Origin of the sequence: Rhodanobacter thiooxydans, from assembly GCF_030291135.1 — a bacterium.
Classification (GTDB): Bacteria; Pseudomonadota; Gammaproteobacteria; order Xanthomonadales; family Rhodanobacteraceae; genus Rhodanobacter; species Rhodanobacter thiooxydans_A.
Window position 1 is genome coordinate 17,105 of the sequence record NZ_CP127409.1, and the last position, 14,408, is coordinate 31,512.

General features: G+C 68.1%; 8 protein-coding genes. 4 read left to right on the forward strand and 4 right to left on the reverse strand.

Annotated elements, in window-relative coordinates; all coding sequences use genetic code 11:
- Positions 1–4: 4 nt before the first annotated feature.
- The 3 genes from QQA13_RS00070 to acs all read right to left on the reverse strand — a co-directional run bounded on the left by QQA13_RS00070 (position 5) and on the right by acs (position 7,616).
- Entirely contained in the window at positions 5–4,708 is a 4,704-nt protein-coding gene (locus QQA13_RS00070; protein ID WP_108471231.1) for a glutamate synthase-related protein, read from the reverse strand.
- Positions 4,709–4,929: 221 nt separating this feature from the next.
- Complete coding sequence (locus QQA13_RS00075) at positions 4,930–5,601, reverse strand: response regulator transcription factor (RefSeq protein WP_108471230.1); 672 nt, start codon at positions 5,599–5,601, stop codon at positions 4,930–4,932.
- Positions 5,602–5,675: 74 nt separating this feature from the next.
- A complete protein-coding gene (gene acs / locus QQA13_RS00080; RefSeq protein ID WP_108471229.1) occupies positions 5,676–7,616 on the reverse strand; it encodes an acetate--CoA ligase in 1,941 nt (646 codons plus the stop codon).
- A 222-nt stretch (positions 7,617–7,838) separates the two neighbouring features.
- Here acs and QQA13_RS00085 point away from each other — a divergent pair, with 222 nt between their 5' ends.
- The 3 genes from QQA13_RS00085 to QQA13_RS00095 all read left to right on the forward strand — a co-directional run bounded on the left by QQA13_RS00085 (position 7,839) and on the right by QQA13_RS00095 (position 12,849).
- Complete coding sequence (locus QQA13_RS00085) at positions 7,839–9,218, forward strand: hypothetical protein (protein WP_108471228.1); 1,380 nt, start codon at positions 7,839–7,841, stop codon at positions 9,216–9,218.
- A gap of 158 nt (positions 9,219–9,376) precedes the next feature.
- Positions 9,377–11,047 (forward strand): MFS transporter, encoded by a 1,671-nt coding sequence (locus QQA13_RS00090; protein ID WP_108471227.1) that lies wholly within the window; start codon positions 9,377–9,379, stop codon positions 11,045–11,047.
- 128 nt (positions 11,048–11,175) lie between these two features.
- Positions 11,176–12,849, forward strand: coding sequence for an AMP-binding protein (locus QQA13_RS00095; RefSeq protein WP_108471226.1), 1,674 nt, complete (start codon positions 11,176–11,178; stop codon positions 12,847–12,849).
- 10 nt (positions 12,850–12,859) lie between these two features.
- On the opposite strand, the gene QQA13_RS00100 is transcribed toward QQA13_RS00095, so the two are convergent.
- Entirely contained in the window at positions 12,860–13,099 is a 240-nt protein-coding gene (locus QQA13_RS00100) for a hypothetical protein (protein ID WP_108471225.1), read from the reverse strand.
- Between the two features lie 145 nt (positions 13,100–13,244).
- On the opposite strand from QQA13_RS00100, the gene QQA13_RS00105 reads away from it, so the two are divergent.
- Positions 13,245–14,363, forward strand: coding sequence for a PA0069 family radical SAM protein (locus QQA13_RS00105; protein WP_108471281.1), 1,119 nt, complete (start codon positions 13,245–13,247; stop codon positions 14,361–14,363).
- The last annotated feature ends 45 nt before the right edge of the window (positions 14,364–14,408 follow it).

Consider the following 14,408-nt stretch of genomic DNA (forward strand, 5'->3'; position numbering starts at 1 on the left):
GGACTCAGGCCGTGGCCTTCTCGGTGGATGCGGCGGTGGTCGCCGGCGGCGGTTCGGCCAGCGCGCGCTTGTACTCGTGCGGCATCACCTTGACGAAATGCGTGCGGGCGTTGCTCCAGTCATGCAGGATCGCCTTCGCGCGGAAACTGCCGGTGTAGCGGAAGTGCGACTCGACCAGCCGGCGCAGGATCGCCTCGTCGGTTTCGCCGGGCGCGCCGCGGGTGAGCGGATGCCACAGCGTGCGCGGCACCCGCAGTTCCTGCTCGACGCCGGCCAGCAGCGGTTCCAGGGCGACCATGGAAAGATTGCAACGCGCCTGGAAGCGCAATTCGGGGTCGAACACATAAGCCACTCCGCCGGACATGCCGGCGGCGAAATTGCGGCCGGTTTCGCCGAGCAGGACCACGGTGCCGCCGGTCATGTACTCGCAACCGTGGTCGCCGACGCCTTCCACCACGGCGGTGGCGCCGGAGTTGCGCACGGCGAAGCGTTCGCCGGCGACGCCGTTGAAATAGGCCTCGCCTTCGGTGGCGCCGTACAGCACCGTGTTGCCGGCGATGATGTGCTCCGGGCCAAAGCCGTGGAAGTCGTTCGGCGAGCGCACGACGATGCGCCCGCCGGACAGGCCCTTGCCCACGTAGTCGTTCGCCTCGCCGACCAGGTCGAGCGTGATGCCGCGGGCCAGGAACGCGCCGAAGCTCTGTCCGGCGGTGCCGTCCATCTGGATGTGGATGGTGTCGTCGGGCAGGCCGGCATGGCCGTAGCGACGCGCCACCTCGCCGGACAGCATGGTGCCCACGGTGCGGTTGACGTTGCGCACGCCGACCATGAAGCTGGTCCGTTCGCGCTGCTCCAGCGCGGGCCGGGCCTTCTCGATCAGGCTGTGGTCGAGCGCCTTGCCGGTCTTGCCGAGGCCGTGGTCCTGTTCGGTGACGTGTCGTTGCGCCACCCCGGCCGGCACCTCGGGGCGGTGGAACACGCGGCTGAAGTCCAGCCCGCGGGCCTTCCAGTGCGCGATGCCCTGGCGGGTGTCGAGCAGGTCGGTGCGGCCGACCAGCTCGTCGAAGCGGCGGATACCCAGCTGCGCCATGATCCGGCGCGCTTCCTCGGCCACGAAGAAGAAGTAATTCACCACGTGCTCGGGCTTGCCGCTGAACTTCCGGCGCAGCACCGGATCCTGCGTGGCCACGCCGGTGGGGCAGGTGTTGAGGTGGCACTTGCGCATCATGATGCAGCCTTCCACCACCAGCGGCGCGGTGGCGAAGCCGAACTCGTCGGCGCCGAGCAGGGCGCCGATCACCACGTCGCGGCCGGTCTTCATCTGGCCGTCCGCCTGCACCCGGATGCGCCCGCGCAGCTGGTTCAGCACCAGCGTCTGCTGCGTTTCGGCCAGGCCCAGTTCCCACGGCGTGCCGGCGTGCTTGATCGACGACCACGACGAGGCGCCGGTGCCGCCGTCGTGGCCGGCGATCACCACATGGTCGGCCTTGGCCTTGGCCACGCCGGCCGCCACCGTGCCCACGCCCACTTCGGACACCAGCTTCACCGAGATCGACGCCTGCGGGTTGCAGTTCTTCAGGTCGTGGATGAGCTGGGCCAGGTCCTCGATCGAGTAGATGTCGTGGTGTGGCGGCGGCGAGATCAGGCCCACCCCGGGCACCGAGAAACGCAGCTGCGCGATGTACTCGGAGACCTTGTGGCCGGGCAGCTGGCCGCCCTCGCCGGGCTTGGCACCCTGCGAGATCTTGATCTGGATCTGGTCGGCCGAGACCAGGTAGGCCGCGGTGACGCCGAAGCGGCCGGAGGCCACCTGCTTGATGCGCGAACGCAGCGAGTCGCCGGCCTGCAGTTCGAGGTCGCGCTCGATGTGCGCCTTGCCGAGGATGCCGGCGACGGTGTCGCCCTGCTTGATCGCCACGCCACGCAACTCGCCCTGGTAGCGCGCCTCGTCCTCGCCGCCCTCGCCGGTGTTGGACTTGCCGCCGATGCGGTTCATCGCGATGGCCAGGGTGGTGTGCGCCTCGGTCGAGATCGAGCCCAGCGACATCGCGCCGGTGACGAAGCGCTTGACGATTTCGCCGGCCGGTTCCACCTCGTCCAGCGCGATCGCGGCGGCCGGATCGGCGCGGAACTCGAACAGCCCGCGCAGCGTCATCAGGCGCCGGGTCTGGTCGTTGACCAGCTGCGAATACTCCTGGTAGGTCTGCGCGTTGTTGGCGCGGGTGGCGTGCTGCAGCTTGGCCACCATGTCCGGTGTCCACATGTGCTCCTCGCCGCGCACGCGCCAGGCGTACTCGCCGCCCGCGTCCAGCGCGTCGGCCAGCACCGGGTCGTCGCCGTAGGCGGCGGCGTGCAGACGCAGCGCCTCCTCGGCCACCTCGAACAGGCCGATGCCCTCGATGTTGGAAGTGGTGCCGGTGAAGTACTTGTCGACCAGCTCGCGGTTCAGGCCCACCGCCTCGAAGATCTGCGCGCCGGTGTAGGACATGTAGGTGGAGATGCCCATCTTGGACATCACCTTCTGCAGTCCCTTGTCGATCGCCTTGACGTAGTTGTGCAGCGCCTTGTCCACGCTGATCCCGCCGCTGCCCACGGCGAAGTGCTGTGCCAGCACTTCCATCGCCAGGTAGGGGTGGATCGCCTCGGCGCCGTAGCCGGCGAGCAGGGCGAAGTGGTGCACCTCGCGCGCCGAGCCGGTCTCCACTACCAGGCCGGTGCTGGTGCGCAGGCCGCGGTTGACCAGGTGCAGATGGACGGCCGAAGTGGCCAGCAGGGCCGGGATCGCCACGCGCTCGTGATTGCTGCGCCGGTCGGACACGATCAGGATGTTGTGGCCCTGGTGGATCGCGTCCACCGCCTGCGCGCACAGCGAGGCGAGGCGCGCCTCGATGCCCGCCTTGCCCCAGGTCGCCGGATAGGTGATGTCCAGCTCGAAGCTGCGGAACTTGCCCTTGGAGTAGCGCCCGATCTTGCGGATCTTGGCCATCTCGGCGAAGTCCAGCACCGGCTGGGCCACCTCCAGCCGCAGCGGCGGGTTGATGTTGTTGATGTCCAGCAGGTTGGGCTTGGGCCCGATGAAGGACACCAGCGACATCACCAGCTGTTCGCGGATCGGATCGATCGAGGGGTTGGTGACCTGCGCGAACAGCTGGCGGAAATACTGGTACAGCGACTTGCTGTGCTCCGACAGCACGGCCAGCGGCGAGTCGTTGCCCATCGCGCCGATCGCTTCCTCGCCGGCCTGCGCCATCGGCAACAGCTGGAATTTCAGGTCTTCCTGGGTGTAGCCGAAGGCCTGCTGGCGGTCGAGCAGGCTGTCGACGACGTGCGACTCGGCACGCGGCTCCGGCAGGGCGTCCAGCTTGATCCGGATGTGTTCGATCCACTGCTTGTACGGCCGGGCGTTGGCCAGCTGGTCCTTCAGCTCCTTGTCGTCGATGATGCGGCCCGCCTCCATGTCGATCAGCAGCATCCGGCCCGGCTGCAGCCGCCACTTCTTCACGATGCGCGATTCGGCGATCGGCAGCACGCCGGCCTCGGAGGCCAGGATCACCAGGTCGTCGTCGGTGATCAGGTAGCGCGCCGGGCGCAGGCCGTTGCGGTCGAGCGTGGCGCCGACCTGGCGACCGTCGGTGAAGGCGATCGCGGCGGGGCCGTCCCACGGCTCCATCATCGCGGCGTGGTATTCGTAGAACGCGCGGCGGTTGTCGTCCATCAGCGTGTGACGTTCCCACGCCTCGGGAATCATCATCATCATCGCGTGCGACAGCGGGTAGCCCGCCATGGTCAGCAGTTCGAGGCAGTTGTCGAACGAGGCGGTGTCGGACTGGCCGGGATAGATCAGCGGCCACAGCTTGGCCAGGTCGTCGCCGAGCACCGGCGAGGAGATCGCGCCGGTGCGCGCGTTGATCCAGTTGACGTTGCCCTTGACCGTGTTGATCTCGCCGTTGTGCGCGATCATGCGGTACGGGTGGGCCAGCTCCCACGCGGGGAAGGTGTTGGTGGAGAAGCGCTGGTGCACCAGCGCCAGCGCCGACACGGTGCGCGGGTCGGCCAGGTCGAGGTAGTACCGGCCAACCTGGCCGGCCAGCAGCAGGCCCTTGTAGACCACCGTGCGGCTGGACATCGAGGGGACGAAGTATTCCTTGCCGTGCTTCAGGCCCAGCGCGCGGATCGCGTGGCTGGAGGTCTTGCGGATGACGTACAGCTTGCGCTCCAGCGCGTCGGGCACCATCACGTCCGGCCCGCGCCCGATGAAGATCTGCCGCACCACCGGCTCGGTCGCCTTGACCGCCGGCGACATCGGCATGTCGGCGTCGACGCGCACGTCACGCCAGCCCAGCACCAGCTGGCCCTCGGCCAGCACCTTGCGCTCCAGCTCCTGTTCACAGGCCAGCCGCGAGGCGTGCTCCTTGGGCAGGAAGACCATGCCCACGCCGTATTCGCCCGGCGGCGGCAGCTGCACGCTCTGCTGCGCCATGTCCTCGCGGTAGAGCTGGTCGGGGATCTGGATCAGGATGCCGGCGCCGTCGCCCATCAGCGGATCGGCGCCGACCGCGCCGCGATGATCCAGGTTGCGCAGGATCAGCAGGCCCTGCTGGACGATCTCATGGCTTTTGCGGCCCTTGATATGGGCGACGAAACCCACGCCGCAGGCGTCGTGTTCGTTGGACGGGTTGTACAAACCCTGCGCGTGCGGCTGAGCCATGTTCTCCACTCCCGGCATGGGGAGAATCGACTATAGTGCGCCGCAACAAAAGAAAGCAAGAAAATCAAATAGCCGTATATAAGGCTGATTGCACGAAGCTGATGGGCGTGGTTCGCGGGCGTGACGGAAGCGGTGGCAGGACCGCGTCTGGATGGCGCGGGACGTGGCCTGGCGGTGGCCGGGCGACGGGTGAGTCGGGGTGGCCGGTTGCCTGAACGGGGTCAGTCGGAGTCGTCCGGCATGGCCGGCAGGCCTTCCTGGTCGACCGCCAGCTGGCTGGCGAGCAGTGCGACCTGGGTGCGGTTGTTGACCCCGAGCTTGCGCATGATCGCGGTCATGTGCGCCTTCACGGTGGCCTCGGAGACGCCCAGCTCCCAGGCGATCTGCTTGTTCAGCAGGCCCTCGGCGATCATCGTCATCACGCGGAACTGCTGCGGTGTCAGTGCGGCGACCTGCGCGGCGGCGGCGGCTTCGTCGGGCCTCAGTTCGCCGGGGTCGCCGAGCAGGGCCGGCGGCAGCCACACGTCGCCGTCGAGCACCGCGCGGATCGCCGCCACGATGTCGGTACCGGCGGTGGACTTGGGGATGTAGGCCGAGGCGCCGTGTGCCAGCGCGCGGCGCGCCACCTGCGCCTCCTCGTGGCCGGACACCACGATGGTCGGCAGCCCGGGATACTGGCCACGGATATGCGCCAGCGCCGAATAGCCGCGCGCGCCGGGCATGTGCAGGTCGAGCAGCAGCAGCTCGGCGTCGGGGAACTGCTCGATCAGGCCGAGCAACGCGTGCACGCTGTCGGCGCTGTGCACGCGCGCCTGCGGCACCGCCGTCAGCACGGCGCGCTGCAGCGCGTCGCGGAACAGCGGATGGTCGTCGGCGATCAGGATGTCGGGCATGGGGCGAAGCCGGGATTCGGGATTCGGGATGGGAGATTCGGAGAGCGGCTCTTGCAAATCCCGAATCCCGTCGCTTATTTGATCAGCCGCTCGTCCACCAGGTTCTTCACCACGCCGGGATCGGCCAGCGTGGTGATGTCGCCGAGCTGCTCGGGCTGATTCTCGCCGATCTTGCGCAGGATCCGGCGCATGATCTTGCCCGAGCGCGTCTTCGGCAGGCCGGGCGCCCACTGCAGGTAGTCCGGCGTGGCGATCGGGCCGATCTCCTTGCGCACCCAGGCGATCAGTTCCTTGCGCAGCTCGTCGCTGCCGTTCTCGCCGGCGACCAGGGTGACGTAGGCATAGATGCCCTGGCCCTTGATCTCGTGCGGGCAGCCGACCACGGCGGCCTCGGCCACCTTCGGGTGCGCCACCAGCGCGCTCTCCACCTCGGCGGTGCCCAGGCGGTGGCCGGACACGTTGATCACGTCGTCGACGCGGCCGGTGATCCAGTAGTAGCCGTCCTCGTCGCGGCGCGCGCCGTCGCCCGAGAAATAGTTGCCCGGGTAGGCGCTGAAGTAGGTCTCGATGAAGCGCTGGTGGTCGCCGTAGATGGTGCGCACCTGGCCGGGCCAGGAGTCGGTGATCAGCAGGTTGCCCTCGGCCACGCCTTCCTGCAAGGTGCCTTCGGCGTCGACGATCGCCGGCTTGACGCCGAAGAACGGCAAGGTGGCCGAGCCGGGCTTGGTGGCGATCGCGCCGGGCAACGGCGAGATCATGATGCCGCCGGTCTCGGTCTGCCACCAGGTGTCGACGATCGGGCAGCGCTGCTCGCCGACCACGTTGTAGTACCACTCCCACGCTTCCGGATTGATCGGCTCACCCACCGAGCCGAGGATGCGCAGCGACTTGCGCGAGCACTTCTTCACCGGCGCCTCGCCCTCGCGCATCAGCGCGCGGATCGCGGTGGGCGCGGTGTAGAAGAGGGTCACCTGGTGCTTGTCGATCACCTGCCAGAAGCGGCTGTGGTCGGGGTAGTTCGGCACGCCCTCGAACATCACCGTGGTGGCGCCGTTGCACAGCGGGCCGTACACCACGTAGCTGTGGCCGGTGACCCAGCCGACGTCGGCGGTGCACCAGTAGACGTCGTCCTCGCGCAGGTCGAACACCTGCTCGTGGGTGTAGCTGATGAATACAAGGTAGCCGCCGGTGGAGTGCTGCACGCCCTTGGGCTTGCCGGTGGAGCCGGAGGTGTACAGCACGAACAGCGGATGCTCGGCCTCGACCGGGGTCGGCGCGCAATCGGCGCTCTGGCCGTCCATCAGGGTGTGCCAGTAGCGGTCGCGCGGCGACTGCATGTGCACCGCGCCGCCGGTGTGGCGCACCACGATCACCGTCTCCACGCTGTTGGTGCCGGGGCGTTCGAGTGCCGCGTCCACGTTGACCTTGAGCGGGATGTGCTTGCCCGCGCGCAGGCCCTCGTCAGCGGTGACCACCACCTTGGCCTGCGAGTCGGCGATGCGCCCGGCCAGCGAGTCGGGCGAGAAGCCGCCGAACACCACCGAGTGGATCGCGCCCAGTCGGGCGCAGGCCAGCATCGCCACTGCCGCCTCGGGGATCATCGGCAGGTAGATCGCCACGCGGTCGCCCTTGGCCACGCCCAGGTGCTTCAGCGTGTTGGCGAACTTGCACACTTCGGCGTGCAGTTCGCGGTAGGTGATCTTGCGCGAGTTGGCCGGGTCGTCGCCCTCGAAGATGATCGCCACCTTGTCGCCGCGCTTTTCCAGCTGGCGATCGAGGCAGTTGGCCGACACGTTGAGCTCGCCGTCCTCGTACCAGCGGATGTGCAGGTCCTTCGGATCGAACGAGACGTCCTTGATCTTGGTCGGCGGCTTGATCCAGTCCAGGCGCTGGCCGATGCGGCCCCAGAAGCCTTCCGGGTCGCTGACTGATTCGGCGTAAAGGCGCGTGTAATCGTCGTGGCGCAGGCGCGCTGCAGCGGCAAACAACGGGTTGACCGGATAGAGCTTGGACATGGCTGGGCTCCTGCTGGCTCGGTATGGGAGATGGCGACACAGGGATACCGCGGCAGGCGTCGGCGCCCGGCGGTGTGCGAACTTCGAGTGTAGCCCGATCGCCGCGGAGGTGGCGGCGCGGCGCCGGCTCGACTTTGGTCGAAGTTCGACCAATGGCGAATAGTCGCCCGCGCCGCAGCATGGCCATGCTCGGTCCGTCATTGACCTTGGGGAGAAGCACGCATGACTACGCGACACACCAATCGTTATTCCGCGCTTGCCCTGAGCATGGCTTGCGCGCTGATGCTGCCGTTGGCCGGCCACGCGCAGGGCGACACGCGCGAGCAGCAACTCGAACAGCGCGTGGCGCAGCTCGAGCAGCAGTTGAACGAACTGAAGGCGATGATCCAGGCTCAGAAAGCCGCGCCCGCCCAGCCCGCGGCACCGGCGCAGAATGTGGCGGCCGCGCCGGCCGCCGCGACGCCGGTGTTCAGCAGCGCCCCCGGCGTGTCGGTGGCACTGCACGGTTTCGTCAGCGCCAGCGCGTTCAGCCAGAACAAGAGCTTCACCTACGGCAACGGCCAGAACGCGCTGTTCCCGATTCCCGGCTCGAAGGGCTCGCTCTCCGGCGTCGACGTGCGCAACACGCGCTTCTGGCTCGACTTCAAGGGCGCCAAGTTCGCCGGCAACTGGAGCGGCGGCGGCCGCATCGAGATGGACTTCTTCGGTGGCTTCAACGGCACCGGCGCGTACAGCCAGCAGCAGCCGACGCCGCGCCTGCGCCAGGCCTACATGGACCTGACCAACCCCGAGAGCGGCACCACCGTGCGCATCGGCCAGCAGTGGGACCTGATGTTCCCGATCGACAACTCGCCCACCTCGCTGGCGCACATCGCGTTCCCGCTGGGCTTCGGTTCCGGCTACGGCGGCTGGCGTTTCCCCGGCGTGGTGGTGATGCAGGACCTCAACCACGGCAGCACCGGCGCGCAATGGCGGCTCGACGTGGGCGCGTTCGAGGGCACCTGGAGCGGGCCGGGCAACAACATCAACTACCTCACCGCCGGCAGCGCCGGCTTCCGCCCGCAGGTGGAGGCGCGCCTGCACGTGCAGGACAAGAACTGGCTGGCGTACTTCGCCGCGCACTACAGCAAGGTCGACCTGCGCGGCGTCGGCGGCACCGCACCGACGCCGATCCAGTCCAGCGTGAAGAGCACCGGCTACGAAATCGGCGGTCAGTGGAAGCCCGGCCCGTGGACATTCAAGGGACTGGCCTACGCCGGCAACGGCCTTGGCGAGATCTTCGGCGCGATGTCGCAGTTCGGTGATATCAGCGAACGCGGCGGCTTCGTGCAGGCGGGCTACAGCTTCACGCCGAACTGGAGCCTGTACGCGCTCTACGCCTACAGCAAACCCGACAGCAAGGACGTGATCACCTGGATGGGCAACGGCTCGACCGGACTGCTGCGCAACCGCCAGGCCGCGCTGAGCCTGCAGTACACCGCCGGTTCCTACGACCTCAGTGCCGAATGGATGCACGACAAGCTCGACTCCACCAGCAACGGCGTGGACCGCAAGACCACCACCGGCAACCAGGTCAGTCTCAACGCGCTTTATCGCTTCTGAGGTTCATGGCGGCGTGCCCCGGCGCGCCGCCGACCAACCTCCCGCGACAGCGGGAGGTTGACGAGGTGCGGCCCGGGGCAAGGGACGGTCCGCACCTTCCGGCTTCTCCCCAGTGTTCCGGGCAGAGGCATCTCACACCATTCGGGAGGGGTAACATCATGGCCAGCAATGCCATCGACGCCATCGGCAGCAACGCCGGCGGCGCACTCGACGTCAGCCACAAGCGGGTAATCCTGGCGTCCAGCCTGGGCACCGTGTTCGAGTGGTACGACTTCTACCTGTACGGCTCGCTTGCCGTGATCATCGGCAAGCAGTTCTTTTCCGGCCTCAACGAGGCCAGCCAGCTGGTGTTCGCCCTGCTCGCGTTCGCCGCCGGCTTCGCGGTGCGCCCGTTCGGTGCGCTGGTGTTCGGCCGGGTCGGCGACCTGGTCGGGCGCAAGTACACCTTCCTGATCACCATCGTGATCATGGGCCTGTCCACGTTCTTCGTCGGCCTGCTGCCCAGTTACGGCTCGATCGGGGTGGCCGCGCCGGTGATCCTGATCGCGCTGCGCATGCTGCAGGGCCTGGCGCTCGGCGGTGAGTACGGCGGCGCGGCCACCTACGTGGCCGAACATGCGCCGAAGGGCAAGCGCGGGTTGTACACCAGCTTCATCCAGATCACCGCCACCTTCGGCCTGTTCCTGTCGCTGCTGGTGATCCTGGGCTGCAAGTGGATGATGGGCGACAAGTTCAACGACTGGGGCTGGCGCATTCCGTTCCTGCTGTCGTCGCTGCTGCTGGCCGTGTCGGTCTACATCCGCCTGCAACTGTCCGAGTCGCCGGTGTTCAAGCAGATGAAGGAGGAGGGCAAGACCTCCAAGGCGCCGCTGACCGAGTCGTTCGCACGCTGGGGCAACCTGAAGCTGGTGATCCTGGCCCTGCTCGGCGCCACCGCCGGCCAGGCCGTGGTGTGGTACTGCGGCCAGTTCTACGCGATGTACTTCCTCGGTAGCACGCTGAAGATCGATGCCACCACTACCCAGCTGATGATCGCCGCGGCCCTGCTGATCGGCACGCCGTTCTTCGTGGTGTTCGGCTGGCTGTCGGACAAGATCGGGCGCAAGCCGGTGGTGCTGGCTGGCTGCCTGCTCGCCGCGCTGACCTACTTCCCGATCTTCAAGGCGATCACCCACTACGGCAACCCGGCGATCGAGGCGGCCAGCGTGGCGGCACCGATACGGGTGCAGGCCGATCCCGCCGGCTGCAGCGTGCAGATCGACCTGATCGGCAAGAAGGTCTTCACCAGCTCCTGCGACGTGGCCAAGAGCTACCTGGCCAAGCGCGGCGTACCGTACGAGAACGTCGCGGCGGCGGCGGGCACGCCGGCGGTGGTCTCGATCGGCGGCAAGGAGTTCCCCTCGTTCGAGGGCGGGGCCTTGTCCAAGGCTGATTTCGCGGCGCAGAGCAAGGCGTTCGGCGAAGGCGTCGGCAAGGCGCTTGCCGATGCCGGCTACCCGGTCAAGGCCGATCCGGCAAAGACCAACACGCCGATGCTGATCCTGCTGCTGACCATCCTGGTGCTCTACGTGACGATGGTCTACGGGCCGATCGCCGCCTGGCTGGTGGAGATGTTCCCCACCAGGATCCGCTACACCTCGATGAGCCTGCCGTACCACATCGGCAACGGCTGGTTCGGCGGCTTCCTGCCCTCGGTGTCGTTCGGCATCGTGGCGGCCACCGGCAACTTCTACGCCGGCCTGTGGTATCCGGTGGCGATCGCGGCGATGACCTTCGTGATCGGCATGCTGTTCGTGCGCGAAACCAAGGACGTCGACCTCAGCGACTGAGGGCGAGCGCCGGAGTACGGGAAACGCAGCGGCGTCAGCCGCTGCGTTTTTTCTTTGGCCGCGACCGCCGGTCGCGGCGCTATGCTGGCGGTTGCGCGGCACGCCAGGAAGAGCCGAGGAGATCGCGTATGAGCGAAGCACCGAGCTATGTCCACGGCGCCAGCCCGCAGCCGCTGCTGGGTGATACCGTCGGCGCGCTGATCGACCGCGTCGCCGCCGCGCACCCGGAGCGACCGGCGCTGGTGGTGCGCGCGCAGGGCGTGCGCCTGAGCTACCGCGAGTTCCATGCCGCGGTGGAGCGCGTGGCCGCCGGCCTGCTGGCGCTGGGCCTGGTGCGTGGCGACCGCGTCGCCATCTGGGCGCCGAACCGGGCGGAGTGGGTGCTGCTGCAGTTCGCCGCGCCGAAGGCGGGACTGATCCTGGTCAACATCAACCCGGCCTACCGCACGCACGAGCTGGAGTATTCGCTGAACAAGGTGGGCTGCCGCGCGCTGGTGCTGCCGCGCCACTTCAAGACCTCACACTATCTGGACATGCTGGCCGAACTGGTGCCGGAGCTGGCCGCCAGCGTGCCCGGCCAGTTGCAGGCGACGCGGTTGCCGGCACTGCGCGAGGTGGTCCTGCTCGACGACGAACCGGCGCCCGGCACGCGCAGCTGGCAACAGCTGGCGGCGCTGGGCGACGCCACCGCGCTGGCGCGCCTGCACGAGGCGGAACGCGAGCTGGGCTTCGACGACCCGGTCAACATCCAGTTCACCTCCGGCACCACCGGCGCGCCGAAGGGCGCCACGCTGACCCACCACAACATCGTCAACAACGGCTGGTTCATCGGCGAGGCGATGCGCCTCACCGAGCACGACCGGCTATGCATCCCGGTGCCGTTCTACCACTGCTTCGGCATGGTGCTGGGCAACCTCGCCTGCGTCACCCACGGCGCCTGCATGGTGATTCCGGGCGAGGGCTTCGACGCGCTGGCCACGCTGGAAACCGTGGCCGAGGAAAGATGCACCGGCCTGCATGGCGTGCCCACCATGTTCATCGCCGAGCTTGAGCACCCGCGCTTCACCGAGTTCGACCTGAGTACGCTGCGCACCGGCATCATGGCCGGCTCGCCGTGCCCGATCGAGGTGATGCGGCGGGTGGTCGGCGAGATGCACCTGAGCGAGATCACCATTGCCTACGGCATGACCGAGACCAGCCCGGTGAGCTTCCAGACCGTGCCGGAGGATCCGCTGGAGCGCCGCGTGGACAGCGTGGGGCGCATCCATCCGCAGCTGGAAGTGAAGCTGGTGGACGAGCGCGGGCACATCGTGCCGCGCGGCACGCCGGGCGAGCTGTGCACGCGTGGCTACTCGGTGATGCTGGGTTACTGGGACGATCCGGCGCGTACTGGCGAGGTGATCGATGAGGCGCGCTGGATGCACACCGGCGACCTCGCCACGCTGGACGCGGACGGCTATTGCCGCATCGTCGGCCGGCTCAAGGACATGATCATCCGTGGCGGCGAGAACGTGTACCCGCGCGAGATCGAGGAGTTCCTGTACACCCACCCGAAAGTGCTCGACGTGCAGGTGTTCGGCGTGCCCGACGCGAAGTTCGGCGAGCAGGTCTGCGCATGGATCCGCCTGCGCGAGGGCAGCGAGGCCAGCGTGGCGGAGATCCAGGACTACTGCCGCCACCATCTGGCCTACTACAAGGTGCCGCACTACGTACGCTTCGTCGACGCGTTCCCGATGACGGTGACCGGCAAGGTGCAGAAGTACCTGATGCGCAAGGCGATGATCACCGAGCTGGGGCTGTAGCGCGGCGCAGCTAGCGCACGGCGCGGTCGCGCTTCTGCGGATCCTTGCCCTCGCGCAGCCGTATCAGGTCGTACTCGGACAGGCTGTCCGCGCGTGCGTGGCTGGCGATGCGCGCCTGCACGAAGGCCAGCGTGGTGGCGAACACGCCGATCAGCCCGACCAGCAGCCAGAAGCCCCAGGCGCCAGCGCCGTGGCGGGTGAAGCACAGCATGAACGCGAACACGGTGAGGGCGAGCAGCAGCCAGCGCATGGGGAAGCCCCGACAGGTGGAAATGCGCCGCCGGTGGCGGCGGACGGCCGCATCATAGCGCCGCCGTCGAGCGTCCGGCGCGCGCCGGATCACGTCGCGCAAAGATGTCGCGATGACTGAGACGTCGCCGCGCGAAACTGCCCTGATGGATGATCCTTCGCCGCCGCCGATCTCGCTGGAACAGCTCCCGGCCACGCGTCCGTTCAAGGGCCGCGGTGCCGCCTCCAACCCGGAAGGGCGCTTCGAAAGCATCCGCCACCACGCCGAGGACGACGGCTGGCAGAGCGCGCTGCTGGACGAGGACACGCCGCGCCCACCGACCTGCGTCACCGAGGAACGCGCAAGGAGCGTGATCAGCCGCAACGACTCGCCGGACATCGCCTTCAGCCAGGCGATCAACCCGTACCGCGGTTGCGAGCACGGCTGCATCTATTGCTTCGCGCGGCCCTCGCACAGCTACCTCAACCTGTCGCCCGGGCTGGACTTCGAGACCAGGCTGCGCGCCAAGGGCAACTTCGCCGAGGTGCTGCGCGCGGAACTGGCGAAACCCGGCTACGCGGTCAGCCCGATCAACATCGGCAGCAACACCGACCCCTACCAGCCGGTCGAGAAGCGCTGGCGGCTGACCCGCGCCGCGCTGGAGCTGCTGGCCGAATGTCGCCACCCGTGCACCATCGTCACCAAGAACGCGCTGGTCGAACGCGACCTCGACATCCTGGTGCCGATGGCACGCGAACGGCTGCTGCAGGTGTTCGTCTCGGTCAACTCGCTGGACAACCACCTTGCCGCCAAACTCGAACCGCGCGCCAGCGCACCGCACCGGCGGATCAAGGCGATCCGCACGCTGGCCGCGGCCGGCGTGCCGGTCGGCGTGCTGGTGGCGCCGGTCATCCCGGCACTCAATGACAAGGATATGGAAGCGGTGATGGCGCAGGCCGCCGACGCTGGCGCGCGCTGCGCCGGCTACACCACGCTGCGCCTGCCGTATGAGCTGAAAGCGTTGTTCCGCGAATGGCTCGCGCTGCATGCGCCACAACGCGCCGAACACGTAATGAGCCTGGTCCGGCAGATGAACGGCGGGCGCGACTACGACAGCAACTTCGCCACCCGCATGCGCGGCTCAGGCGTGTTCGCCGACCTGCTGCGCCGTCGCTTCGAGGTGGCCTGCCGCCGGCACGGCTTCGGTCGCGCCCGCGAGCTCGTCCTCGACACCTCGCGCTTCGTGCCGCCGCGCAAGGTCTCGCCGCAGGGCGAATTGTTCTGAAGAAGCTCGGTTGAAATTCCAATCAGTCATTCCGGCCCAAGCCGG